Origin of the sequence: Actinoalloteichus hoggarensis (assembly GCF_002234535.1) — a bacterium.
Lineage (GTDB): Bacteria > Actinomycetota > Actinomycetes > Mycobacteriales > Pseudonocardiaceae > Actinoalloteichus_A > Actinoalloteichus_A hoggarensis.
In genome coordinates this window covers 4,128,142-4,151,882 of record NZ_CP022521.1, presented here as the reverse complement: position 1 = coordinate 4,151,882, position 23,741 = coordinate 4,128,142, and the positions used below count along the sequence as shown (strand labels likewise).

The 23,741-nt window shown below is 74.2% G+C and carries 17 protein-coding genes and 2 pseudogenes; 9 read left to right on the top strand and 10 right to left on the bottom strand.

Annotated elements, in window-relative coordinates:
- Positions 1 to 189 precede the first annotated feature (189 nt).
- The 5 genes from AHOG_RS17760 to AHOG_RS17740 are packed head-to-tail and all read right to left on the bottom strand — an operon-like array spanning position 190 to position 12,727.
- Positions 190 to 2,085 (bottom strand): hypothetical protein, encoded by a 1,896-nt coding sequence (locus AHOG_RS17760; protein WP_093942361.1) that lies wholly within the window; start codon positions 2,083 to 2,085, stop codon positions 190 to 192.
- A complete protein-coding gene (locus tag AHOG_RS17755) occupies positions 2,082 to 5,846 on the bottom strand; it encodes a DUF5682 family protein (RefSeq protein ID WP_245856288.1) in 3,765 nt (1,254 codons plus the stop codon). The genes AHOG_RS17760 and AHOG_RS17755 overlap by 4 nt, the downstream gene beginning before the upstream one ends.
- Positions 5,839 to 6,993, bottom strand: coding sequence for an ATP-binding protein (locus tag AHOG_RS17750; protein ID WP_093942360.1), 1,155 nt, complete (start codon positions 6,991 to 6,993; stop codon positions 5,839 to 5,841). The genes AHOG_RS17755 and AHOG_RS17750 overlap by 8 nt, the downstream gene beginning before the upstream one ends.
- Complete coding sequence (locus AHOG_RS17745) at positions 6,990 to 11,867, bottom strand: hypothetical protein (RefSeq protein WP_093942359.1); 4,878 nt, start codon at positions 11,865 to 11,867, stop codon at positions 6,990 to 6,992. Before AHOG_RS17745 ends, AHOG_RS17750 begins: the two co-directional genes overlap by 4 nt.
- Complete coding sequence (locus tag AHOG_RS17740; protein ID WP_093942358.1) at positions 11,864 to 12,727, bottom strand: DUF4132 domain-containing protein; 864 nt, start codon at positions 12,725 to 12,727, stop codon at positions 11,864 to 11,866. Before AHOG_RS17740 ends, AHOG_RS17745 begins: the two co-directional genes overlap by 4 nt.
- Positions 12,728 to 13,121: 394 nt before the next feature.
- Between AHOG_RS17740 and AHOG_RS17735 the strand changes: the two genes are divergently transcribed.
- From AHOG_RS17735 to AHOG_RS30555, 5 genes and pseudogenes are all read left to right on the top strand, one after another.
- A complete protein-coding gene (locus AHOG_RS17735; protein ID WP_093942357.1) occupies positions 13,122 to 13,385 on the top strand; it encodes a GlsB/YeaQ/YmgE family stress response membrane protein in 264 nt (87 codons plus the stop codon).
- A 335-nt stretch (positions 13,386 to 13,720) separates the two neighbouring features.
- Positions 13,721 to 14,011, top strand: a complete 291-nt coding sequence (locus AHOG_RS17730; protein ID WP_157736891.1) for a putative quinol monooxygenase — start codon at positions 13,721 to 13,723, stop codon at positions 14,009 to 14,011.
- A 189-nt stretch (positions 14,012 to 14,200) separates the two neighbouring features.
- Positions 14,201 to 14,362 (top strand): hypothetical protein, encoded by a 162-nt coding sequence (locus AHOG_RS17725; RefSeq protein WP_157736890.1) that lies wholly within the window; start codon positions 14,201 to 14,203, stop codon positions 14,360 to 14,362.
- A 615-nt stretch (positions 14,363 to 14,977) separates the two neighbouring features.
- A pseudogene (locus AHOG_RS30560) lies at positions 14,978 to 15,265 on the top strand (DUF6745 domain-containing protein); the annotation flags it as partial.
- A gap of 10 nt (positions 15,266 to 15,275) precedes the next feature.
- Positions 15,276 to 15,473, top strand: a pseudogene (locus AHOG_RS30555) (DUF6745 domain-containing protein); the annotation flags it as partial.
- 71 nt (positions 15,474 to 15,544) lie between these two features.
- Here the strand turns inward: AHOG_RS30555 and AHOG_RS28710 are convergent.
- Entirely contained in the window at positions 15,545 to 15,787 is a 243-nt protein-coding gene (locus tag AHOG_RS28710) for a hypothetical protein (RefSeq protein WP_157736889.1), read from the bottom strand.
- A 534-nt stretch (positions 15,788 to 16,321) separates the two neighbouring features.
- Between AHOG_RS28710 and AHOG_RS17710 the strand changes: the two genes are divergently transcribed.
- Together AHOG_RS17710 and AHOG_RS17705 are read left to right on the top strand one after the other, a co-directional pair.
- Positions 16,322 to 17,437, top strand: a complete 1,116-nt coding sequence (locus AHOG_RS17710) for a FecCD family ABC transporter permease (protein ID WP_245856287.1) — start codon at positions 16,322 to 16,324, stop codon at positions 17,435 to 17,437.
- Positions 17,434 to 18,606 carry a FecCD family ABC transporter permease gene (locus AHOG_RS17705; RefSeq protein WP_245856286.1) on the top strand — a complete coding sequence of 391 codons (1,173 nt, stop codon included), beginning with the start codon at positions 17,434 to 17,436 and terminating at the stop codon, positions 18,604 to 18,606. Before AHOG_RS17710 ends, AHOG_RS17705 begins: the two co-directional genes overlap by 4 nt.
- Before the next feature lie 253 nt (positions 18,607 to 18,859).
- Here AHOG_RS17705 and AHOG_RS17700 read toward each other — a convergent pair whose 3' ends face one another.
- The 3 genes from AHOG_RS17700 to AHOG_RS17690 form a co-directional block, all read right to left on the bottom strand.
- Positions 18,860 to 19,900 carry an ABC transporter substrate-binding protein gene (locus AHOG_RS17700; protein ID WP_157736888.1) on the bottom strand — a complete coding sequence of 347 codons (1,041 nt, stop codon included), beginning with the start codon at positions 19,898 to 19,900 and terminating at the stop codon, positions 18,860 to 18,862.
- A 47-nt stretch (positions 19,901 to 19,947) separates the two neighbouring features.
- Complete coding sequence (locus AHOG_RS17695) at positions 19,948 to 20,796, bottom strand: (2Fe-2S)-binding protein (RefSeq protein ID WP_093942351.1); 849 nt, start codon at positions 20,794 to 20,796, stop codon at positions 19,948 to 19,950.
- 176 nt (positions 20,797 to 20,972) lie between these two features.
- Positions 20,973 to 21,620 (bottom strand): TetR/AcrR family transcriptional regulator, encoded by a 648-nt coding sequence (locus tag AHOG_RS17690; protein WP_093942350.1) that lies wholly within the window; start codon positions 21,618 to 21,620, stop codon positions 20,973 to 20,975.
- Positions 21,621 to 21,719: 99 nt separating this feature from the next.
- On the opposite strand from AHOG_RS17690, the gene AHOG_RS17685 reads away from it, so the two are divergent.
- Together AHOG_RS17685 and AHOG_RS17680 are read left to right on the top strand one after the other, a co-directional pair.
- Positions 21,720 to 22,454: an SDR family oxidoreductase gene (locus AHOG_RS17685; RefSeq protein WP_093942349.1), complete on the top strand. Its 735-nt coding sequence runs from the start codon at positions 21,720 to 21,722 to the stop codon at positions 22,452 to 22,454.
- Positions 22,451 to 22,783, top strand: coding sequence for a DMT family transporter (locus AHOG_RS17680; protein WP_093942348.1), 333 nt, complete (start codon positions 22,451 to 22,453; stop codon positions 22,781 to 22,783). Before AHOG_RS17685 ends, AHOG_RS17680 begins: the two co-directional genes overlap by 4 nt.
- A gap of 111 nt (positions 22,784 to 22,894) precedes the next feature.
- Here AHOG_RS17680 and AHOG_RS17675 read toward each other — a convergent pair whose 3' ends face one another.
- Positions 22,895 to 23,722, bottom strand: a complete 828-nt coding sequence (locus AHOG_RS17675) for an MBL fold metallo-hydrolase (RefSeq protein ID WP_093944553.1) — start codon at positions 23,720 to 23,722, stop codon at positions 22,895 to 22,897.
- Positions 23,723 to 23,741 lie beyond the last annotated feature (19 nt).

The window sequence follows — 23,741 nt, the reverse complement described above, 5'->3', positions numbered from 1 at the left end:
CCGCCTGGCTGACCCGGCCCGCGTGCCCGACCTGGCCCACGTGGTCCGGCGGCGGCGGTCAGCCCGCGGAGTCGGCCCCGTCGGGGTCGGCGCGTCCGAAGCAGCCGAGAAGCCGACCTGCGGTCGGGCGTGTCGGGGCGTCGCCCCGTGACGCGGGACCCACCGGCCAAGCGGGCCCGCGCCGCCGGGTCAGTACTGGTCCGGCACCCGCGACCAGGCCTGCCGGGCCGCGGCGCGGCCGAAGTCGCGGACGTAGACCGCGGCTCGGAGCCAGGCCAGCGGGAACTCGTCGCCGTCCTCGCGCACCACCCGGCCGAAGGCGTCCCGCTGCCGGTCGCGCGAGGCGTGGGCGAGGGCGGTGAGCAGCGTGGCGGCCGTGCCGAGGCCGGTGCGGCGCAACGCGGCGGCCGCCCGGTCGGCGGAGGCGACGGCGCCGACGGGACGACCGCCCAGCGTCACGCGATGCAGCAGCGTCTCCAGCGCGTGGATCGGCCGCGGCGTCCGATCGTCGCCTGCGTGCCGGGGCGGCAGTCGCACGGCTCGTCCGGTGGTGACATGGGAGGACTGGAGCCGGTCCAGGCCCAGATCGACGTGATGGGCGTAGGCGGCGGGCAGCGTCAGCTCGCCCGGCGCCCCGTGCACGGCGAGCGCGGTCGCCGTACCCGCCCGATCGGGCAGCAGTCGGGCGACGACACGCAGCCGCAGCCCTGCGGAGGCGCTCAGCACCCGGAGGTTCTCCCGCGCCCGGTCTCCCTCGCCGACGAGGTCGACCTGGGCGGCCGGGCCGTCGGGATCGGCCACGGAGACGCGCAGGGCGCCCCCTGCGGCGCCCAGCGTCACGCAGTCCAGGAACAGCAGGTCGGCGCCTGCCGGTCGATGTGTCTCCGGCCGTGTCGTGGCGTGGAAGGCACGGGCCGTCTGCTCGGACACCGGGCGGTCCCACAGCCCGGCCAGCGGCGCCTCGGTCCACGCCGCGCCCGCCGAGGCGACCGCCCGCACGGCCCGGCCCGCCCCCAGCCGATGGTCGGGTGAGGCCGTGCCGCCCGACAACAGCAGTCCGGCCCGGCCCAGCTCGCGCTGTGACAGGCCCGATTCCCCGATCGCCACCGGCCCGCCCGCCGCGGCGACGACTCGTTCGACGCCGCCGGGCAGGATCGCCGGGACCGTCCACAGCACCCCGTCCGCCTCGACCAGGTGGGTGACGACGCCCGCATACCCGGAGGCGGCCACCACCGCCTCGGTGCACAGGCCGAACAGCCGCAGCGTGCCGACCGGGCGATAGTCGCGGCGGGCCGTGCCGCGCAGCTCGGACATCGCCCCGTCGCCGGTCTCGGACCGCAGGTCGTGACACACCAGCAGCAGGTCCAGCAGATCGGCGGTGAGCCGAGTGCGCTCGAAGACGGAGTCGCCTGCCCGGGCCGCTGCCAGCGCCGTGGCGATGCGCAGGCCCGTGGCGGCGATCCGATGCAGGCCCGCGAGTCGGGCGCCGTGCACCGCACGCAGCAGCTCCGCCCGGATCACGGTGCCGCTGCCGGTGGCACCCGCCCGCAGTACCGCGGCACCGGCCGACCAGACGGCCGCCACGGCCGCCCGTTCCTGCTCGCCGAGCCGCGGTGCGGCCGCCGACGTCGGCTGATCCGTCTCCGAGCCCGGAGCGCCTGCCCTCGATGTCGGCGTCGGCGGGCCCTGTGTCGGCGGAATTCTCGGTGCGCCCTTCGCACCGGGCACCGCCGGGCCGCTCGGCGCCGCGGTGCCGACGGATTCCGTCGGGTCCGCGGCACTGCCCGCGTCGACGGCGATCTCGGCGATCTCGGCCGCCGCGACGGCGATCCCGCGATGCAGACACCGGGGAGCGAGCAGACAACCGCACGTCAGATCGTCCGCCGTCGCGAGCACCCCGCCGCACAGCGTCCAGACCAGCGCGGTGTCCTCGTCCAGTTCGGCGCGAGCGGTGTCCCCGTCGCGGGTGACCGTCCAGTCCGCGGCGCGCCGCGTCGAAGCGTCGACGCGCCTGCGCAGCCGAGGGGGCAGGGCGTCGAGCACGTCCGCGGGCACCGAGGGTGCGACGGGCGGCACGTCGGTCATCCGCGCACCTTCTCTCCGACCCAGCGGGCCAGCTCACCGGGGCTCAGCGCGGCGACGTCCATTCCCGCACCGACGAGCGCCCCGGCGATCGACGCCGAGTAACGGGCGACGCCGCTGTCGTCCAGGCTCGCGCAGCCCAGCACCGTGACCCCGGCCGCGACGAGTTCGCTGACCTCGCCGACCAGCGACGCGACGGGGCCGCCCTCCTCGAAGTCACTGATCACGACCACCATCGTCCGTTCCGGCACCGTCACGACGGAACGTGCGTGCCGCAGGGCCCCGGCGATGTGCGTTCCGCCGCCGACCCGCACCTCCAACAACAGCGAGAGCGGATCGGCCACCCGGTCGGTGAGATCGACGACCTCCGTGGAGAACGCCAGGAAGTGCGTCGACAGCGACGGCACACCCGCGAACACCGAGGCGATGAGCGCCGACCACACCGTGGAGGACTCCATGGAGCCCGACACGTCGACGACGAGCACCAGCCGCCAGTCGGACCGCGCGCGACCACGGGTGCGGAACACCGGCCGCTCCGGCAGCACCAGCACCCGACCCGTGTCGTCCCGTCGCGCGGTGGCGAGGTTGGCGCGCAGGGTGCGCGGCAGGTCCAGCCTGCCGCCCGGCCGCCGCGTGGGCGTCGGAAGCGTGATGCCGGTCAGCGCGGGCCGGACGCGGTCCGCCAGCTGTGCCGTCAACTCGCGCACCAGCCGAGCGACCAGGGGACGCAGCCGGGCGAGCGTGTCCTCGGACAGCCCGCCCGCCAGGGAGAGCACCGAGCGCAGCAGCTCCACCGAGGGCCGCACCGAATCGGGGTCGATCTCCAACGCGGCCTCCAGCCTGCCGCCCGCCACCGCGGCCGCCAGGACCTCCTCGCGGACCCGGTCGCCGAACAGCTCGGCGAGTTCGGCGGACCACTCCCGCACGTCCGGGAACGGCGTCGAGCGGTCGGCGCCGAGATCGCCCCGCAAGGCGCCCTCGCCCCGGTCGAGTCCGTACAGCTCGTCCAGGGCGGCGGCGTAGCGGGTCGCACCCGCGGGTCGCTCGCCCCGTGCGCCGAGCACGAGCCGCCATCGCATCGCGGCGGACAGATCGCGCTGTCCCTCGACGGCCGCGGCACGCGGGTCGTCCCGACGTTCGCGGCCCGCCGCGGCGGCCGGGGCGAGGTGCTGCTCGGCCGCGTGGTCCGGCTCGGCGCGGGAGCAGACCCCGGCCGCGACGATCTCGGCAGCGACGCCGTCGGGGCCTCCGCTCCCGGTGCCGGCCCCGGTGTCCGCATCGAGGCCGGTGCCCGTCGCGTCGACGTTCGCCACGCGCGGGGCATGCTCCCCGCCCGCGACACCCGCCCCGTGACCGAGACCGTGGGCGGCCAGGCCCTCGGCGCCCGCGCGGTCGGCGGCCAGCCACGCCGCCAGCAGCTCCGGATCAGGCGCACCCGCCGCGTCGAGCCGATCGCCGGTCCGTTCCTCGACGATCGCCAGGACGCGCGAGCGCGCCGCGGGTCCGATCGAGGTGAACGCGCCCCGCAGCGCGGGAAGTCGATCCAGGAACCGTCGATCCGAGAGGGCCTCCACCCTGTCGAGCAGCGGAGTCAGCGCCTCCGGCGTCTCCACCAGCGAGCCTGCGGCCGCGAGCACGCCGACGAGCCCACGCCGAAGCACCTCCCGGCGGTCACCGCTGGTGGCGTCGTCGATCCACCACGCGATCCGCTCGCCGAGGCTCACCGCCGTGTCGAGTCCGAGCACGACGCGGACCGCCGCCGCGGCCCCCGCGATCATCGGTGCCCCGTCGTCGACCAGCTTCCGCAGGATCGCGGCGGTCCGGAGCCCGACGCCGCGCGACTCCTGTCGCAGGCCCAGCTCCACCAGCGCGCGGGCGTCGGCCGGATCGTCGGAACCGGCCAGCCCGTCGAGCAGGCCGACGGCGGCGTCCTCCAGCTCCCGCGCGAGCAGCGGATGACCGAGAAGGACGTCGCCGGGCACACCGGGGAGATGACCGGCACGCAGCCGGTCGAACAGCTCCAACGCCGTCAGCACCTCGCGCAGCGTCGCGGCGGCGGGCAGCACGGTCGCGGCCGCTGCCAACAGCTCGTCGACGACGTCGGGCAACGCGCAGTCCGCGGCGTCGGCGAGGTCGGCGAGCAGGTCCCCCGGGGTGGGACCGCCCTGCCGTTCGTGGGTCGCGCGCCGTGCCCGCAGCCTGCCGCGTGCGGCCAGCGGCAGCGTCGCGCCCCACAACCCGGCCACCGGCAGCGTCGCCGCCGTGGACGGAGTCCACGCCGCCCGCCAACGGGTGCTCAGCGCCGCACCACCGCCGAGTCCGTCGGTCTCGGTCTCCTCGGCGTAGGGCACGCCGAGGACACGGAGCCGCCGCAGCGCGATCTCCCGTTCGCCGTCGAGCGGCGATCGCAGCGGGTCCAGCCGCAGCGTCACCGGGTCCCGTGAGTCCGGGCCGGGCAGGCGAAGCTCGGTCAGCAGGGCCTCCACGGCGGGAGCCAGCCCCGAGCGGGGCGTTCCGGGAGCGAGCAGCCCGGTGCGCTGCCCGATCAGGACGTCTTCGGCGGCGCGGGCCACGACGCGGCCCCGCCCCAGCGGCTCGGCGTGGGTGAGCACGGACTGCACCGCCTCCACGACCTCGCTCCGGCCCGGTGCGGGCAGCCCACGCAGCCGGGCGAGATCGATCGCCAGACGCAGGGCCTCGCGCGCCTCGCCGGGGCCCGCCGGATGACCGAGTTCCCTGATCCGACCGCAGATCCTCGTGATCATCGAGGCCGCGGCGGCCTCCACGGCGACCGGATCGCCCGCCGCCGCCAGCACGGCCTGCTGCCACTCCGGATCGCGGATGCCCGCCGGATAGCCGGAGCGCTCGTCCAACAGCGTGAAGCCGTAGGGCACCAGCGAGGTGACGACCGGGGGGCCCGAGCGGACCGGGTCGGCCGGTTCGGGTGCGTCGCGCCGGACGTCGCGCAGCAGCGCGGCGGCGTGGAACGAGCCGACGACGACGACACAGCGACGTCCGTCCGCCGCCGCGATCGTCCGCCGCATCCACGCCTCCCGAGACAGATCGCCGGGGTCGATTCCGACGTCGAGATCCGCCGCCGCGTCCGTGGGGACCGACGGCGCCCGACGACTTGCCGGGCCCTCGGCGTGGTGCGGACCGCTCCCGGACTCCGACTCGGACTCGGCTGCGGATTCGGACTCCACCGGTTCCACCTGCCGTCCGGTCGCGTCCCGACGCAGTGCCCAGCCGACGAGCAGCGCCGCGCGCCGGACGGCCTCCGCGCTCTGCCCCGGAGCGGCCGCCTCCACCAGACGGTCCCACAGGTCGTCGCCGTCCCGGCCGGTGGCCGCTCGCCGCAGCGCGTCGGCCAACGGCGTCCCCGCGCGGTTTCCCGGCTCGCGATCCCGGTCGGGCCGCCGGGCCAACGGCAGATCACACGGCCGCACCTCCACGCCGTGGCGGAACGCCCACCGGATCGCGGCCAGCTCGGGAGAGAAGTCCGCGAAGGGGTAGAACGCGACCTCACCGCCGTCGCGAGCCGCGCCGGACAGGGCTACCGGCGCCGTGAGGTCGGGGTCGGCCAGATGCGGGAGCCACTCCCCGAACTCCTCGGGCAGCTCGACCAGCACCACCTCGGGGTCGGCGGCGGCCAGCAGCGCGGGCATCGCGGCGGCGAGGGCGGGGGAGTGATGCCGCACTCCGATCAGATGAGGCTCGCGGTGGTCGGCCAACCGGCGGGCCACCGCGATGTCGACGTCATCCATCGAGACCGTCGCGCAGCTCCCAGAGCCGCCGCCAGGTGTGTGCCCCGGACTCCGCGCGCCTGCGGACCGGGCCGTCCCAGTAGCCGAGCAGCCGGGCCGCATCCGCCGGGTCGTCCTTGCGGACCACGCCGAGCAGATGGCCGGGCACCAGCGACAACGGATCGCGGTCGCCGGGGAAGTAGGCCTGAGCCAGGCCCAGCGCGGCCGCGACCGACACGGCCTCCGCCGTGCTCATCACCGTGGACGGCCGTTCCACCGCCCAGCCCTCCTCTGACACGCCCGCCCGCAGATCTCGGAACGCCGTGACCAGCACCCGCAGCACCTCGTCGTCGATCTCGAACGGCGCGTGCACCCGGTCCAGGACGGTCCGGGCCTGCCGCCGCACCAACGCGGTCTCGGTCTCCAGATCGCCGATCGGGCCGACGGTCTCGAAGTTGAAGCGCCGCTTCAGCGCGGCCGACATCTCCGACACGCCCCGATCCCGCAGGTTCGCGGTGGCGATCATGGTGAATCCCGGTGCGGCGTGGACGGTCGCGCCCTCGGTGCCCGACAGCTCCGGCACCGCGATCCGCCGATCCGAGAGGATCGACACGAGCGCGTCCTGCACCTCCGGCAGGCAGCGGGTGACCTCCTCGACGCGCACCACGCCGCCGGTGCGCATCGCGGTCAGCACGGGAGAGGGGACCAGCGCCTTCGGCGTGGGGCCCTCGGCCAGCAGCAGCGCGTAGTTCCAGCCGTATCGGAGCTGGTCCTCGGTGGTGCCCGCCGTGCCCTGGACCACCAGTTCGCTGCCGCCGGACACCGCGGCGGCCAGCAGCTCCGACAGCATGGACTTGGCGGTCCCCGGCTCGCCGACGAGCAGCAGGCCGCGTTCCCCGGCGAGCGTCACCACGGCGCGTTCCACCAGGGCGCGCTCGCCGACGAACTTGGCCCGGATCACCATCCGGCGGGGCACGCCGTCGACCGACGCGCCCTTCGGGAGGGCGACGGTCTCGTCGCCGCTGCCCATCACGAACAGCACGACGGCGCGGGGCGTGAGCCGCCATCCCGGCGGCCGGGGGCCGTCGTCCCAGCCCGCGAGGAAGGCCAGCTCCTCACGGTAGGCGTCCTCGGCGGGCTCGACCTGTCTGTGCGTGGTGGCGGTCACCGACGTCCTCCGGTCTTCAGTTCCTCATAGGCGGGCGCGTCGCCGTCGCACACCCGACGCCAGGCGCGGGCGAACAGCTCGGCGGCGGACTCGCGGGGCGCGATCACCAGCTCGGGCGTGGTGGTGAAGCCGAACATCGGCGCCTTCCACGCCTCCAACGGCAGGTGCGGGGCCTTCAGCGCCAGCCAGCCGCCGGGCAGGAACAGCGACCGGCCCGCCCTGGCCCGTTTCGCGCTCACGACCAGGTCGGTCTCGGTCAGCGCCGCGCGTGCCCTGCGCAGTCGGGCGGGTTTCCAGCCGGTCCATCGCGCGACATGGGCGTCGGTGGGGTCCGGCAGCGCGAGCAGCTGCAGATACAGCGTGGCGGCGTCCTGGTCGACGCCGAACCGGTCGGCGACCTCGGCCACCAGGGTGGGCACGGACACCGTCGGGTCCTGGAACCAGGCCGCCGGATCGGTGTCCTCGGCAGCGATCGCCGCGCACGCCGAGGTGAGCCCCTCCTCGGCGAGCAGCTTCAGAGCGGCGAGCAACGTCTGGTCATAGCCGCGTTCGAGGACCGCGGCCAGCAGCGCCTGATCCTGCGGGCCGACGAGACCGGGCCGCACGATCAGACGCGCCCACTTGTCGTGATCGCTCACCAACGTCAGCCACCCTCGATGCTCCGCCGCCGTCCCCGCCGGCGGCGGGTCGACGCCGAGCAGGGCACCCAGCTCGGCGGCCGGCACCGAACCGCTGAGCTGCACGGCGAAGCCGGGGTGGCGCACGCGGTCGCGAGCGGCGGCCAGGGACTCCGGAAGACGCGCCCGCAGCGGTGACACGGCAGGCAGCCGGTGGGCCAGCCACAGCAGCACCTGCGGTATCGCCAGGAGAGCGCTCCGGTCGAAGCCACCGCTGTCGCGTGCCGTCAATCGCGTGCCGTCGAGCCGCATGTCGGAGTCGACGGTGAGCCAGCTGGTGTTCGGCGTGGCGACGCCCGTGACGAAGACGCTCGCGCGGCGGACGGGCAGCCGTGTCGAGGCGTCGAGCAGGACGTCGTCGGGAACGGGGACACGGCGCCCGTGCTCGGCGATCCAGACCTCGGCGACGGCGGCCACGTCGGGCCCGCGCGTCCACAGGTCGGCGGGGTCGGCGGGTAGCGCCGCGTCGAGCAGTCGGCGGCGACAGCGGTCGAGCAGCGGCCGGAATCGCTCTCGCGCCTGCTTGGCACCCGGGCTGGACAGGCCGAGGAGCCTCCGGTCGGTCGCGCCGAGGTAGGTCGCCGCCCAGCCGTCGATGCCGGGCATGCCGGCGAGCAGCACGGTCGCCTCCGCGCTGCCGAGTCCGGTGCGCTCGACGAGATCCGCCACGGCGTCCGGGAACCACGGAGCCGGGCCCCGGTCCGCGAGCACGGTGAGGAACCGGGCGATGCGCTCCGGCCCGAAGGTCGTGCGGATCTCCGTCGACGAGCTGACCGTCCAGCCCGCCGGGACGGCGAACCTGCCGGGCGTGCGAGCGAACTGGACTCCGGTGTAGTGATCGCCGCCGTCGTACCAGTGACGCCTCTCGAACAGGACGAGGAATCCGTCGCCGACCGGGTGCACGCGATGTCTCGGATCGGGGGCCTTGTCGGGTGCCGCCAGCCGGACCACCCGCCAGTGGCCGGTCTCGTCGGCGAGACCGGCGTCGGCGATCGACCGCAGCAGGAGGACCAGTGCGGTGCGCTGCTCGTCCGGTGTCAGTGGGGATGCGGCGCGGTGCGCCAGTGCGGCGAGCGACGGCAGCCACTCGAACCAGTCATCGCAGTGCGGCTCGGGCAGCGCCGTACCCGCCGGGGCCGTCTCGGTCGCGACGGCACCCAGCGCGGCGACCAGCGCGGGCAGCGTGGCCCGCCGGGCGCCTGCGGCGGTGGCGTGGCGGTGGCGGTCGTCGAACCAGCCGAGCGCCGAGGCGAGGTCCTGCTGACTGACCACGGGACCGGTGTCGGCCGCGGCCTCGAGGTCGACGGCGCGCGCGCTCTCGGCGATCCCGACGTGGGCCAAGGCCTCGCTCAGCAGTTCGGCGGCGTGGTAGACCAGGCCGAGCACCCCCGCGAGCAGGCCGGGACGGGTCAGGTCGGGCAGCGCGGCGCGGACGGCCCGCACGAGCCCGTCCTGCTCCGGGATCGTCCCCCGCGCCACGGCCCGCAGCCGCTCCTGGCGCGTCCGCACGGTGGCGGGGTCCTCCGCCGAGGCGACCGCGAGCAGCTCCGTCACCGCCTGCCTGCTGACGCCGCGGAGCGCGGCCGACCCGGCCACGTCGCGGGGCCGCAGCACGTGCCACCAGGCGGTCGGCGCCACCAGCGGCGTTCCCGCCGCGTACACGGGATGCCGGGCCCGGGTGGACAGCGTGCCGAGTTCGACGCCGCCCTCGTCGAGCAGTGTCAGGCCGCCGTTGCCGTACTCGCTGATCACGAGCCGCGTGCCACCGGGCAGCCGCAGCAGGCCGGTCGGGACGCGACCCCCCGACGGCATCCGCACCGACCGCCCGTCGACGCCCTCACCGAGCAGCGCGCCGTCGGCCTCGCGTCGCACCCGCCAGCCGTGCAGGCCGTCCGCCGTGCCGAGCGGGCTCGCCGAGGTCGCCGGGACGGCGGGCCGCAGGACACACTCGTGGAGCACGAGGGAGGTGCCGTCGGCGGCGAAGTCGTCGAGGAATCCAGGCAGGCTCGCGCGGCCCTGCTCCCCGGTCGCCGGATCGACCTCGATCCACCGCGGTCCGCCGCGGCGGTACGCCGTCGACCACACCGTCGTGCCGTCCCCGAAGACCCTGTCGGCCGACGGCACCGCCGAGTCGCCGGGACGCAGCGCCCGCCCGCCGCGGAACCGAGACCCGTCGGGCAGCGCGATGGACGCCGAGATCTCCTGGTGCCGGTAGCGCCACAGGCTCGTGTCGGTCGCGAAGATCCGTTCCGGGGCGTCACTCCAGTACGCCAGTCCGCCCTCGGGGCCGTCCCAACAGATCAGGAGCACTCCGTCGGACCAGAACGCGGTCGGCTCGATGCGTCGCTGAGGACGGGACTCCGCCGGAATCCGGGCGACGTGCTCGGCCAGGACGCCGTCGGGGCCGACCACCACGAAGTTCTCGCCCCGGCGCAGAACGAGCGCGGGCCAGCCCTCCCCGCACACCACGACGTGCTCGTCCTGGGCGCCGCCCGCCGAGTACAGCCGAATGACGGCCTCGTCCAGGGCGGGCCAGCCCAACTCGTCCAGCAGTCCCGCGCGCAGCGTCGTCCGCAGGGCGCCCGCCACGTCGAGGGCGGCGAGGGTCTCGGCGGCCTCGGGGACGTCGACGAAGGCCTGGGGGAGTCGGACGACCCGCAGCTGCGCGAGACCGTCCGCGAGGCCGGGCAGTCCGTCGGTGGTGACCGCCGCCGTTCGGGCGGCGATCCAGCGGCGCAGCGCGATGCGCAGGCCGGGCACGGTCATCGCGCGCAGCAGCACCTCGGGGTCGGCGGCCTGGCCGCGGCGGTGCCCGCGAAGATGCTGGACGAATCCTTCGCCGAGGGCCGGGGCGAACCGGTCGGACGCGGCGAGCGCGGTGAGATCCCGCCTGCCGGGTGCGTCGTCGGACAGCCAGCCCGAGACGTCGAAGGCGAAGCCCGAGGGCGAGCCCGCCGCCTCGGCGATCGGAACGTCCCGCGACACCAGCAGGTCCACCAGGTCCACCTCGCGGTCGTGGCGACCGCGCACCGCCTTCACCGGTTCGCCGTCGGCTCGCAGCCGGGGCGCCATCGCCGCCACCAGGTCCAGCAGAACCTGGGAACGGCTGACCGCCCGCCACCCGCCGAGTCGGACGGCGAGCACCGCCGACAGCCAGGACGCAGGGGCACGAGTCCCCTCGGGCACCGTCTCGATCGGGTCGACGAGAAGCCTGGTGGTTCCGCAGTCGTGGAGGATGCCCAGCCAGACGTCGAGCGCGCCGGTCGCGTCGGGCACGAAGGACAGCAGCCTGCCGCGCACGGCGTCGTCGCGTCGTGCCAGCGCGGCCAGCGCGGCGCGATAGGACTTCCAGAAGGCGATGCCCGCGCGGCCGACGGCCGCGGTGTCCAGGAGCTCACGAAGCAGCTGTTCGTCTTCGACGGCCGGGTCGCGTCGCGCGGCCTTGGCCAGCCGCCGCAGGTCCTCGGGCATCCCGGTGTACGGCGGCAGGCCGCCGCGGGTGCGTTCGACGCAGAGCGTCCGGAACAAGGTGTAGGCGCTGTCCGGGTCCGTCCGACGGGCCAGCGCCTTGGCCTGCGCGGACAGCGCCTTGGCCGTCAACGCGCCCGCGAAGGCGAACTCCAGGAACACCTCGCGGGTGCGCTCCGGATCGATCTCCAGGTCGTGGACCTCCTCGGCCTCCCTGGCCTTGCCGAACATGGTCGCGGCGTAGGAGGTGTTGCCGTGCTGGAGGAAGATCCGGGCCGCCTCCTCGTAGAAGGTCGGTAAGAAGTGCGGGGCCGAGCGGCCCAGCATCGTGCCCAGCGCGGTGAAGCCGTCCTTGGCGGCGCCCGCGCGGGACTTCGCGGTACGGGCCAGTCTCTCGACGTCCTTGACCAGGTTGAGCGCGTGATGGCCGTTGGCGGGGTCGTTCACCAGCGCCCAGGCGGGGAAGCCGAGGGCGCTGCGGCGGGCGGTGCCGACCTTCGCCGTGCGCTCCGGCGCATCGAAGCCGAGGTATTCGCAGGTGAGGTCCTCGGCGCGACCGAGAACGTCGGGCACCAGGCGCACGACGGCACGGTCGTCGAGGGCGGGGTGCGTGTAGCGGCGGGCGGTGAGGACGTCCCGATCCGCGCCGGTGGCGTCGGTGTCGGGCAGGATCGCGCCCGCGGTCAGCAGCAGGGTGGCGTGGTCGGGTGCGGAATCGGATGCGCTCATGCCGACACCTGTGCTTCCTCGATGACGCGGGCGGAGTAGACGGCGGAGGCCATGCGCAGGCCCTCCGACCAGGCGACGGGTCCGACCTCGGTGAGTGGCAGCTCCGCCCCGTCGGCGGTCCAGCGCAGGTCTCCCGTCCAGGCCTCGCCCTCGGGATACTCGGCGCCGATCCAGTAGCGGGCCTCCACGGTGCGGCCGCCCTCGAAGGCGCTGTACACCGCGTCGCCGCCCCGTACCGGGTACCCGAGGGTGCGGCAGCGGCTCAGCACATGGTTGACCTGGTCGAATCTTCCGTCCGAGTAGTCGTCGATCGACGTCCGACCCGCCGGGAGGTCGGCGGGCCGCCGGAAGGTCTGCCGGAACAGCTGCCGCACCCGCTGCTCGACGCCGAGTTCCGCGCCGAACTCGCGCAGTTCCGCGAGATCGTCGAGCAGGACGGGATGCGGGATCGACACCGTCTCGGGGCGGACACGCACGGTGTCACCGTCGAGCGTCACCAGGCCCAGTCCTCGGTCCGGATGGGCGTCCCGGAGGAATCCCGTCTCGACGTCGCCGCCGTCGTGGCCGGTCACGACGAGGTCGCGCAGCGCGTCCGACCACGCCGTGTCCGCCCACGCCTCGGTGAGCACGGCCGTGGGCACCGGCAGCGATCGGACCATCCAGCCGTCAACTGTGGACAGACACTCCGCCGCGTGGCGTGCCAGCCACTCGGCCAGCTGACGCAGCTGCACCACCTGGGGGTCGTCCTTGATCGCGGCGGGGATCGAGGCGAGCTGCTTTCCCCTGCCGTTACGGCAGTGGACGCGCCCGTTCTCTCCCAGCCGCACCTGGTACCCGGACGCGGCGTCGAGCCAGCCCACGGTTCCTCCTGCGATGAGTTCTCGATGTGATGGGGGCGGACGCTAGCGACGCGGTCGGACACGATGATCCTGTTCGGTGCGGTCGGGACCGCATCGTGATCCGTGAACCCGCAGGCAGCGGGGTACGCCCCGGAACGTCCGCGGCGGCGACCCGTCGGTGCGGGCGGTGGCGGCCTCCCGGGATCGCCTGTGGATTCGCGGGCGGTGCCGGACGGCCCGCCCGCACTCGATCGACGTCGACTCGTCATCGGATGCCGCCGAGGGATCGACCGTCCCCTCGCATGCCGCCGAGCGAGTGATCCTCGGCCACGAGCCCGTCACGTGATCAGCGGCGTCGTGTCCGGCGCATTAGATTGGATCGGCAGTCGACGGCGCACCACTTCAGGAGGACGACGTGATCGGTTTCATCGTCGCAGGCTTGATCATCGGCGCGCTCGCCCGCCTGATCAAACCCGGTAAGCAGCGGCTCGGTCTGCCGGCCACCCTGCTGCTCGGGCTGGCGGGCTCGGTCATCGGCGGCACCATCGCCAACCTGCTCGGCACCGGAGACGTCTTCGAGCTCAACGTCCTCGGCTTCATCATCGCCGTCATCGCCTCCGTGCTGCTGATCGGCGTGGCCGAGGGCATCGCACAGAGCCGGGGCAGGAGCATCCGCTAGCCGGAGCCGTCGGCGCCGTCGGGGCGTGCCCGCCCGTCGAGGGCATCCGACGGCCTCGGCGCCGCCGTCCCGGTCGGCCTCGGCGCGGCGGCGGGCGACACGGCCCGCGTCGTCGGGCCGAGGGACGCCGTCGACATGCGGTCAGCCGAGGTGCTCGAACGCCGAGACGAGACCGTCCCTCGCCTCGCTCCGCCATCGGGCGGTACGCCAGTCGCACACCGACGCGGAAGGCAGGCACCGCCCCGTTGTCGGGGCGGCCGGCTAGCCTCGGCCGTATTCGTCGCGGCTTCTCGGTCGCGGACGAGTCGAGTCGTCGAAACAAAATGGAATGCCGGGTGCTGATCATCTCCGGGCGGTTATACGTCGAGCCGCGACACCGAGACCCCTATCTGAACCGTGTCACGGACTTCCTCGTCCGAACTCGCGCCAAACCCGGCTGCGTCGACTTCGTCATGGCCGCCGATCCGGTCGAGCCGGGGCGCATCAACCTTCTCGAGGTGTGGGAGTCCCAGGAACACCTCACCGCGCACCAGGCGACCGCGAATCCGCCGGAACCGATGCCGACGGTGCTGCGGGACGAGGTGCGGCTGTATCAGATCAGCGCGGTCGGCCCGGTCTTCGGCTGAGCGCGGACGGCCCCCCCGGGCATCGGCTTTGAAGGCACGCCACGGCGTCGTGCGGTACCGCCGGACCGAACTCCAGACGGTCTCTCAGCGACCGTCGCCACGGCGCGGCGCCTCGGCCCGCACGGCTCGGGCCGTCCGAAGTGGAGGCGGCCTGCGGTGCGGTCGGGTCGGCTGATCACGGCCCGCGCGGTGGGACGACTCGCACATCGGCTCCCCCGGTTCGCCCGGTCGCGGCGGGACCGGCCTGACCGGCGGCCCGTTCAGTGCGGCGGCGTTCCCGATCCGCACACCAAGGGCATCAGCATCGTCACCGACGTCGAGCCGCGCGCGGCGGTGTTCGACCTGGCCTAGGCGGGTGGCCGTGACTGCTCGCCGCAGCCGGGCGCCCGGCGTCGCGGGCGCCGTCGAGGCCGATCGACATGCCACACGGACCCGACGCCCTTGCATGTCCGCGCCGACTCCTGCGATCACCTCCGCCCTGTCTGAAGGAAAGGGCGTGTCCGCCCTGACGCGGTGAGCGCGCGTCACGAGAGAGCATCCCGCCGTGCCCCTGTCCATGATCATCCGTCTCGCGAGTTCGATCAGTGGCGGCAGGCCGTCGAGACCCGAACACGATGGCGCGACCATGCGCTGTGCACCGACCCCGCCGATCGGCGGGACGCCGAAGACGCCCTCGCCACGTCGTACGCCCTGCTCGGCAGGCCCCGGCCCGCGTTCGTATAGGCGGACTCGCCGCCGCGGCGGTGCCCCTGGTCGAGGGCCGCACCCCGTGGCATCCCATGGTGACCAGCCTCTCGGGAGTCGACTCGCCAGCCTCGTCTCCGCCTTGCGTCGCCGCCTCGACCGCCGGATCGGCGTCCGCGATCCGGCCGGCCGGCCGCGTCCGCCCACGCCGCCCGACCCGTCGGCGGCCCTGCGTTCCGGTGCGGGGCCGGCCCCTCTCCTGGATCACGGCGTCCCGGGGCGCTGCGTCGAGGCCTGCGCCGCTCGGCCGCCGACGTCGTCCGAGGCGCGATCCCGAAGCGCTCCGGGCCGGCCTGGTACGGCAGGCACGAAGCCGACTGGATCGCTCGACACGAGGTGCACCAGCGGATCCATGGCTATGCCTTCACCGGCGCGGACGGGGCACACTGGGAGGCGTGGGCCACGCTGGTCCGCTCCCGCGGCCGGTGGTGGCCGCGCGAGGACGTGTGCGTCCTGGCCGAGCGGCCCTCCGAGGTGCACACCGAACCCCGCGCCCGACGACGCCTGCGGCGAGGTCCGGCTGCACGCGGCCGACGGGCCGGCCGTCGTCTGCCCGGACGGCTGGGCCGTCCACTCCTGGCACGGCACCCGAGCCCCGGCCTGGGTGATCGAGGCGCCGACGGCGGCGGCGATCGCCGCCGAGTCCACTGTGGAGGTACGGCGCCGCGCGATCGAGCGTGTCGGCCGGCCGTCGTTCCTCGAGCAGGCGGGCCTGACACTGGTCGGACGCTCGATCGACCCGGGCGACGTCGGGCATGAACCGCGCCTCTACGGCCTGCCGTATCGGCATCACGGCGCCAGGACCCGGCCGTCCGCCTCGCGCCGGACGAGGATCACGCCGCCGTCCGGACGCTCGGCGGACCGGCGGCGGGCCGCCGATCGGCGGCGAGGCTCACCGGCCGATGTCGGCCTGCGGGCCCGCCTCGGCCCCAGCAGACCGGGGACGTCGGCGGCCGGAGACAGGGTGTAGGCGTGGAACGACCTCGAATCGACGGCGTCGCCCCTGGACTCGCGGCGTCCGAAGGAGTTCACGACGATGTCGCCGGACTCCCACAGCGTGGTTTCGAGGCCGGGAAGTCGGATCGCGGGCGTTCTCGATGTCGCTGTTCTCCAGGACCATCCGGGTCGCCCCACACGAATGGTCTCCGCCGGACATGTCCCGGAGACAGGCGGGTACAGGTGTGCACAGGCGATGTCGACGGCACGGGGTCGCGTCGACCGGTGTCGCGGATCCAGCGGTGGTGTATGGCTCGACGCGGTCGGACCGGCGGCCCGTCGCGCGGCGGCGCGTCCCGCCGAGCGTCCGACGCCGGGACGACGGACCGGAGGACGCCGGGACGACGGACCGGAGGACGCGCCGCGCGGCCGGGCCCGCGCCTGCTCGACCGTCGCCGAGGACGACGGTCGCATGACCGCGCGGGAGAGTGTTGTTAGGCTTACCAAACTCATCGGCCGTCGCAGGCGGCGAAGGCGTCGATCAAGGAGCGGCCGCGGCGTCGAGGCGATCCCGACGCACCCGCGCGAGGCGCCCGACCACGCTGTACCGACGAGCACGAGGAGCCGCCGTTGCCGCCCGAGCCTCCCCCGAGCCGGGCCGAGGACCCGCCGTTCGTCGGGCCGTCGTCGTCCGGGACCGACGCGCGTTCGACGGGTGCTGCCGAAGAGGCCCGCTCGCCCGAGACGGTGTTCTCGGCACCGCGCCGGCTGCTCGTTCCGCTCGCCGTCGTCGCGGCGTCGGCGGTCGCCGTCCTGCTCAGCCTGCTGGTCGGCTCCGAGTCGGTGCCCGCCGCCGAGGTGCTGCGGGTGCTCTGGCAGGACGACCAGTCGCAGGCCGCGGTCATCGTCCACGAGCTTCGGGTGCCCCGAACCCTGCTCGGTCTGGGGGTCGGGCTGGCGCTGGGGCTGGCAGGTGCGCTCATGCAGTCGCTGACCCGGAATCCGTTGGCGGATCCGGGCATCCTCGGTGTCAACGCGGGCGCCGCCGCCGGGATGATGTTCGCCGTCGCGGTGCTCGGCCTGCGCAGCTTCCTCTCCTACGTCTGGCTCGCCTTCCTCGGCGCGGGGCTGGCCGCGGTCCTGGTGTATCTGGCGGCGGCGCGCGGCGGCGGCGCGACCCCCGTCCGACTCGCGCTGGTGGGCACCGCGCTGGGCACGGCACTCGGCTCGGCCACCCAACTGGTGGTGTTCCTCGACCCGGCGGCCTTCGACGAGTACCGGTTCTGGGTGGTCGGCGACATCGCGGGTCGCGACCCCGACGTCCTCCGGCTGCTCCTGCCGTTCCTGGTCGTCGGCGTCGCGCTGACCTTCGCGCTCGCGCCGACGCTCAACGTGCTGGCGCTCGGCGAGGACGCCGGTCGGGCTCTGGGCGCCCGGGTCGGCCGGACCCGGCTGCTGGCCGCGCTGGCGGTACTGCTGCTGGCCGGGGCCGCCACGGCCGCCGCGGGCCCGGTCGGCTTCGTCGGCCTGGCCGTGCCGCACCTGGCCCGGCGCTTCGCCGGGACGGATCAACGGCGGCTCTTCGCCTACGCGGCGGTCATCGGCCCGGTGCTCGTACTGATCGCCGACGTCGTCGGCCGGGTGATCATCGCGCCGGCGGAGCTCCAGGTGAGCGTCGTGGCGGCGGTGATCGGAGCCCCGTTCCTCATCGCCCTGGTCCGACGGAGGAGGCTGCCCGGCCTATGACGACCAGCAGTCCACACCGCCGCGTGACCGACGCCGAGACGGTGACCGACGCCGAGACCACGACCGCCGCCGCCGAAGCCATGGCGGGCGCCGAGGCTCGGGCGCGCGACGCCGTCGTCGAGGTGCCGACGTCGCGACGCACCCTGCGGCCCGCCCACGAACGATGGTCGGTCCGCTTCGATCCGAGGGCCGTCGCGGTGGGCCTCGGATTGACGGCGCTGCTCGTGCTGCTCACGGCGGCGCTGATCGCCACCGGCGACCGGGCCTTCACCCTCGCCGAGGTCGCCTCCCTGGTCATCGGCCAGGGCGGCCCGCCCGGCGGCGAGTTCGTGGTGCACACCCTGCGGCTGCCCAGGGCGCTCACCGCCGTGCTCGTCGGCGCGGCGCTGGGCGTCGCGGGCGCGGTCCTCCAGAGCGTCTCCCGCAACGCCCTGGGCAGCCCGGACGTGATCGGCTTCAGCAGTGGCGCCGCCACCGGAGCGGTCGTGCAGATCGTGCTCTTCGGCGGAAGCGCGGCGGCCGTCGCGGGCGGCGCGCTCGTCGGGGCGCTCGTCGCCTCGGCGATCGTCTACGCGGCTGCCTATCGGCGCGGCATTCTCGGCGGCAGGCTGGTGGTGGTCGGCGTCGCGGTCTCGGCCCTGCTGGCCGCCTGCAACCAGTACCTCGTCGTGCGGGCCGAGCTCACCGAGGCGCATCGGGCGATGGTGTGGCTGGCCGGCAGCCTCACCGCGCGCACCTGGGATCACGTCTGGCTGGTGCTGCCCGCCGTGGCGCTGCTGATCCCGGCGGCGATCATGCTCGGCAGGCGGCTGACGTTGCTGGAGATGGGCGAGGACCTCGCCGTCGCTCTGGGCGTCCCGTCGGCCAGAACCCGGCTGCTGCTGCTCCTCATCGCGGTCGGCCTCACCGCCACGGCGACCGCCGCCGCGGGCCCCATCGCCTTCGTCGCCTTGGCCGCACCGCATCTGGCCAGGGCACTCACCCGGTCGGCGGACGGCGTGCTGGTCACCGCAGGTCTGACCGGCGCGGTGCTGCTCGTCGGCGCCGATCTGCTCGGCCAACGGCTCTTCGCCCCGTCGCCGGTCCCGGTCGGGCTGATCACCGGCGTGGTCGGCGGCTGCTACCTCGTCGTGCTGCTGATGCGGGCCGGAGGCGGGGCCTCGCGTTAGCCACCGGGCATCGTGCGGCAGGCGGGTGCGCGGCCGTTCGCCGCGACAGGCCCGCCGACCAGCGTCGACGCGGGCCGCCCTGGTGCTCGGCGGGCGCGCGCAGGCGGCCCGGCGGGGGTTCCGAGTGCGGGGGAGCGCGGGCGCGGCGGCGGAGTCGTCGGCACCGTGACGCCGTCGCGGGCGGACCCGTTCGGTCCGCCCGCCGTCGTCTGACGACATCCGCCGTCCGATGCTCAGACGAGCCCTCGGCCGCTCAGGCGAGCTGTTCGACGATCTTCTCGAGGTCGTCCAGCGCCGCGTGCGCCGCCGACGTCGAGTAGCCGTCCCACCAGGTCGTCTGCGACACCTCGAACACCCGCCCGGACTCCACGGCGGGGAGCCTGCCCCACAGCGTCCCTTCGGTGTAGGTGGTGAAGGCGCTGGTCACGTTGCCCTCCTCGTAGGCGCCGCCGCCTCCGAAGTAGAGGAGCACGTCGGCGTCCTCCAACCGGGAGACCTGCTCCGGGGTCACGGACACGTAGGTCTCCTCCGGGCCGCTGATCGCGCTCGACTCGGTGAGCCGGACGCCCGCACGCGTCAGGATTCGCGAGCCGAAGATCACGGAGTCGGTGACGATGCGCAGCTCGTCGGTGGTGAATCGCAGCAACGCCACCCGCAGGCCCGCCAGCGTGTCCCCGTGGGTCTGGGCGAAGGCGTCCGCCCGCTCGTGGAACTCGTCGACGCGCTGCTGCTGCTCGGCTCGGACGCCGTAGTAGTCGGCGACGGTCAGGCAGGCGTCCTCCCACTCGGCGCCGCTCGCCGAGTTCGCGTAGGAGACGGTCGTCGTGATTCCCGAGTACAGCTCGTAGTCCTCGCGCAGGCTGGGGACGTGCCCCACGATCAGATCCGGCTCGAAGCCCGAGACACGCTCGGGGTCGGCCTGATTGAAGCCGAACTGCTCGAAGGGCGCGGCAGGCCTCGGCAGGTAGGCGGGCACCGACGGTTCGCTCGCCAACGTCGCCGAGGCCACCAGCGGCACCCCGTGCTCCAACGCGACCTGCAGCCCGGCCCCCGGATCGAGCGAGACGATGCGACGGGGCTCGGCGGGCAGCTCGCTGTGGCCGAGCGGATGCTCGACCGGGCGGGTCTCGCCGTCCGTCGCGCCGCCGCCCTCGGCGTCCCCGGACGCGCAGCCCACGACGCCGAGGGCGAGGGCCCCGATCCCCAGCCCCGACAGGAATCGGCGTCGGTCCAGCGGTCGGAGGGCCGTCGCCTGTCCGAGGTGGACGATCGGCGGCCGGGATGCTCTGGTCACGGTGTCTCCTGGTCTGGCGGTGTACGACGGAATCCGCGGGCGGCTGCTCAGCGGCTGAACGCGCGGTCGAACTCGGCCGCGCGGACGGTGTCCTGCTGCAAGGGGCAGGTGACGCAGTAGCCGTGTTCGGCGTCGACCTTGTAGTCGAAGCAGCACGTGCCGCGCACCGCCCAGACGCCCTGGTTGTCCTCGGGGCGGAAACGGAACAGTCGAGGCCGTGCCTTTACCGGCGCGCCTGCCGCGATCAGCGCCGCCACCAGTCGGTCGGCGCGATCGAAGGCCGCGGGCACGTTCCGGTCGAGCCGTCGAGCCGGATTGATCATGTAGAAGTGCAGGATGTCGACGAGATAGCCCCACAGCGTGCGAGCGCCGACGCGGGAATGGCGTCGGACCGCCTCGACCAGCGGGCCGAGGACCGCGACCAGTCGGGCCGCCGTCCAGGCGTCCAACGCCTCGTGGTCGTCGACGACCACGGCGGCGGGCAGGCGGGCGGCCGGAGTACCGCGCAGCACGGCGGCCCGGTCGCTGGTGATGCGGGGCGTGCCGACGTCGCCGTCCGGAGCGAAGGGGAACCAGAGCGCCTCCGGTGCGAGGGCGGGGGCCCGGTCGGTGAGGTAGACGGCTGCCGAGACGAGGAAGACGGTCTCGCGTAGCAGGCCCTTGAGGTAACGGATCGCGGCGGCGCCGGGATGACCGGCCTGCTCCCGGATTCGCAGCGCGTCGAAGGTCTCGGCCAGCCGCTCGCCCGCGAGCAGCTGGTGCAGGGAGAGCCAGCGTGTCTCCCCCTCGATCGGCGCCGGGGCGTCGGGCCGCAGCTCCGGCAGCGGGGCGAAGGTGAGATCGCGGCATGCCAGCACCACCGCGTCCAGCGGCCTCGGATGCTCCGCCTGTGTCATGTGCCCGCCTCGCCTGCTCGTCGTCGGATCGCTCCCCGTCGATATTAGGTGAGCCTATCTTCAGTATGCGAGCTCGGGTGGGGTCGGAATCGCGCCGAAAGCCCTGGTGGCGGCCGGTCGACCGGCAGCGTCGCGGGCGGTCCGGGCGGCTGGGTCCGCTGCCGGGGCGGCCGGTGTCAGCGAGTGGGCGGAGCGTCGGACGCGGCCGGATTGGACGGGTTCGGGCTGGTCACCGTGTCCCAGGCCGCCATCGCCGCGTCGACCACGGTGAGCATCTCGTCGGTGGTCGCGCCGTCTCTGGCCTGGATCGACAGTCCGAACAGGACGGTGGAGTAGAAGAGTGCGGTCGCGGCGATGTCGGCTCCGGCCGGGACGTCGCCCTCGCGCACGCCGCGGGCCACGCGCGCCTCCAGGTCGGCCTGATCCGCCCGTCTGCGTTCCGCGGTGACGGTGGCGGCGCCTGCGCTCTCGGCGGTGCAGTTGATCGCGGCCAGGACCACCAGGCAGCCCGGTGGCGTGGCCGGGTCGCCGTAGGCGACCGCGTTGAGTCGCAGCAGCCCGTCGATGCCCTCGCGTGCCGTCGGCGCGCCGTGCAGCGCCTCGTCGCCCGGCCTGCCCATGGTCTGCCCGTAGAGGTCGATCGCCTCGCGGAACAGCGCCTCCTTGGACCCGAAGGCGGCGTACAGGCTGGGCGAGCCGATCCCCATCGCGGTCGTGAGGTCGGTCATCGACGTCGCCTGATAGCCGCGCTCCCAGAAGGTTCGCATCGCGGCGGCCAGCGCGGCCTCCCGATCGAAGCCTCTCGGTCGTCCCCGCGCGGGCATGTCACCTCATTCTGTGTCGATCGACCTAGAAATGTCTTGCCCTCCGCATGCTACCGATGCTCTAATTCTGTGCCGATCAACACAGAAATGGGGTCTGTCATGTCCGAGACACGGGTCGCGCTGGTGACCGGGGGTAGCCGAGGCATCGGCGCCGCGATCGCGCAACGGCTGGCCGCCGACGGGATCGACGTCGCGCTGACCTACGAGCGCTCCGCGGAGCGCGCCGCCGAGACGGTCCGGCGCGTCACGGCCGAGGGCCGCCGCGGCCTGGCCGTCCAGGCGGACAGCGCGGACGCCGAGGCCGTCGTCGCCGCCGTCGAGCGCACGGTGACCGAGCTGGGCCGGATCGACGTTCTCGTGAACAACGCCGGGATCTTCCCGATGGTGACCCTGGAGGAGCTGACGGTCGCCGAGATCGACCGGACCCTCGCCATCCACGTCCGAGCCGTCATCCTCGCCGCGCAGGCGGCGGCGCGGCACATGACCGAGGGCGGCCGGATCATCACCATCGGCAGCAACCTCGCCGAGCGCGTCCCGGCCCCCGGGCTCAGCCTCTACGCGGCGAGCAAGGCCGCGGTGCTCGGGTTGACCCGAGGGCTCGCCCGTGACCTCGGCGGACGCGGGATCACGTCGGTGGTCGTCAGCCCCGGCTCCACCGACACCGAGATGAACCCGGCCGACGGCCCGCACGCCGACGGTGAACGGTCCGCCATCGCGGTGGGCCGCTACAACGATCCCTCGGACATCGCGGGCATGGTCGCCTACCTCGCGGGCGACGGCGGCCGACACGTCACGGGCACCGCGATCACCGTCGACGGCGGGGCGTCCGCGTGAGCCCATCGGCCGTCGCATGGGCGATCCTGTTCGTCGCGGCACTGCTGGAGATCGTCTGGGCGTTGGCGCTGAAGCAGGCGGAGGGGTTCAGCAGGCTGTGGCCCAGCGTCGTGGGCATCACCGTGGCCGTCGCCAGCTTCGCGCTGCTGACCATCGCGTTGCGGCAGCTGCCGGTGGGCACCGCCTATGCGGTGTGGGTCGGAATCGGCGCCGTCGGCGTCGCCGTCACCGGGATGCTGTTCCTCGGCGAGGCCGTCACGGCACCGCGCCTGGCCTTCCTCGGCCTCATCGTCGTCGGCGTGGTCGGACTACGGGCGGTGGAGTCGTAGGCCTGTGGCCGGTCCCCGACGGGCTGATCCCCGGCGGCGGGACACGGCCCAGGGTCACAGGGCAGGCACGGCGACGGTCGGCTCCGAGGGGTCTGCCGCGCCGAGCGGATCTCACCCCAGGTCGTCGTGCCTGCCGGTGATCCAGTCGATGTAGCGCCGCGCCGAGCGGTGCACCGCGTTCTTCGCGTCGGCGGCGATCCGACCGCCGGTCAGGGCGTAGAGCCGTTCGAAGGGATACGGCGCCAGCCGGTCGACGATGCGCTGCACGAGACCGGGAGAGAGCGGAATCCGATTGGGATAGCTGCGTTCGAAGGTGACCCACCCCGAGTCGAGCACCGGCATGATGGTGTCGCCGACCAGCAGGGTGCCGCGTCCCTCGGAGCCCGCCGCGACATGGGCGACGGCCGAGCCGGGGAAGTGGCCGCCCGCCGTCACCAGCGTCACGCCGGGCAGCACCTCCAGGGTGCCGCTCCACTCCCGGATCGCCGACGCCTCGCGTCGCACCCAGTGCCGATCCGCCGAGTGCACCAGGATCGGCGCGTCGCCGAACTGCTCGCTCCAGCTCACCTGCGAGCCGTACATGTGCGGATGACTCGCGACGATCACGGCGACGCCGCCGAGCGACGCGACCTTCTCCACGGTCCTCGGATCGAAGTGATTCGGCGGATCCCACATCAGATTGCCCCGCGGGGTCCGCACCAGGTAGGTCCGCTGTCCGATGCCCAGTCCCGGTTCCCGGCTGAGCCGATGCAGGCCGGGCTCCAACTCCTCGTGCACGAGTCGATGGTCCGCCGCCGCCAACTCGTCCAGCGTCGTCCACGCCTGCCCGCTCTCCGGCACCCACTGTCGGTCGTCCGCGCAGATGAGGCAGTCGGCCGCCGGCGGCGCCTCGGTGTCGGGGTGCTCGACCCCGCAGGTCGCGCAGATCCAGATCGTCACCGGCTCAGTCTGACCCGCC